2 protein-coding genes are annotated in these 1246 nt (G+C 53.9%); both read right to left on the bottom strand.

Features of this window, described 5'->3' with window-relative positions; genetic code table 11:
- Positions 1-39: 39 nt before the first annotated feature.
- The gene (locus J2Y39_RS26395; protein ID WP_258707633.1) at positions 40-876 is read right to left on the bottom strand and encodes an IS3 family transposase; all 837 of its coding nucleotides are present in this window, start codon (positions 874-876) and stop codon (positions 40-42) included.
- Positions 873-1175 (bottom strand): transposase, encoded by a 303-nt coding sequence (locus J2Y39_RS26390; protein ID WP_014337368.1) that lies wholly within the window; start codon positions 1173-1175, stop codon positions 873-875. Before J2Y39_RS26390 ends, J2Y39_RS26395 begins: the two co-directional genes overlap by 4 nt.
- Between the last annotated feature and the right edge of the window lie 71 nt (positions 1176-1246).

Genomic DNA, 1246 nt, shown 5'->3' with positions numbered 1-1246 from the left:
TGAACTGGTCAAGTAATATTGGACACCCGTTAGGGTTTTTCAGGCCGCCATTTTCTCCATGGCGACCGGTGACCGGTAGTTGTTGTAGCTATGGAGTCTGGTGTTGTTGTAGCGCATTAGGTAGCGCTGCAAATCAACCCGGGCTTCGTACTCGCAGCGGTACCCCGCTTCAGGTACCCACTCCGATTTCAGACTTCCAAAGAAACGCTCCATCGGTGCGTTGTCCCAACACTCTCCCTTGCGACTCATGCTCTGCCTCAGCCCGTGCGCTAGCAGCTCATTCCTGAATTTATGGCTGGTGTACTGGCAGCCTTGATCGGAGTGAAACAGCACGTCTTTAGGTCTGCCTCGCAACTCAACGGCCATTCGTAAGGCCTCACAGGTCAGTTCCGCATCCGAGATCATTGAAAACGCCCAACCCACCAGTCGGCGGGCGAAGAGATCCAAAACCGCAGCGAAATACATCCACCGGGTGCCGACCTTGATATACGTGACATCGGCGCACCACACCTCATTGATTGATGTGACATCGAACTGGCGCTTGAGCACGTGCGGTGCGACCAAAGCCTCTACGCCTGATGATTTGTATTTATGGCGCCGGCGCTGACGGCTAGTCACTCCGGCTTCACGCATCAAACTACGAGCCATGTACCGCCCGACTCGATGTCCTTTGGCCTGTAGTTCCCGGGAAAGGGTGCGTGCCCCGGCCGATGCTCTCGATTCCTTATGATGCTCAACCAGCATGGCTTTGAGTTTCTCCCGCTCAGGACTCACCTTGCCTTGGCGCTGACGCCAGGCATAAAAGCTGCTGCGGCAAACATCAAACACACGGCAACAGTCGTTAACGCCGTATAGCTCTGCCAGCTCATTGATCAATGAGAATGATCTTTGGCGTCCAATAGCAGCAGAGCACTGGCTTTTTTTAGGATTTCAATATCCCGGTCTTTTTGCCTGAGCAAGGCTTTGAGTTCTTGAATCTCTCGGTGGTCAGCCGTAATCGCTTTGGCCCCCACCGGCGTTGTACCCAGGCGCTCTTTGCGAACCTGGGCGACCCAGCGACGCAACGCGGTAGGGCCGATGTCTAGACTGGCACAGACTTCGGGAACCGATATCCCCTCGTCCAATACCATGCCGACAGCCTTGAGTTTGAATTCAGTTGAATAAGAGTTACGCATATCCGAACACCTCAGATTTGGACGCCATCATAGCGCCTGATTGAAGTGTCCAAAATCATTAGGCCAGTTCA

Origin of the sequence: Pseudomonas sp. 2957 (assembly GCF_031456345.1) — a bacterium.
GTDB lineage: Bacteria > Pseudomonadota > Gammaproteobacteria > Pseudomonadales > Pseudomonadaceae > Aquipseudomonas > Aquipseudomonas siliginis.
This window is presented reverse-complemented; position numbering and strand designations above follow the sequence as displayed.

Excerpts from the sequence above, each read along its gene's own strand:
- J2Y39_RS26390 (WP_014337368.1), bottom strand. The coding sequence starts at position 1,175 with ATGCGTAACTCTTATTCAACTGAATTCAAACTCAAGGCTGTCGGCATG.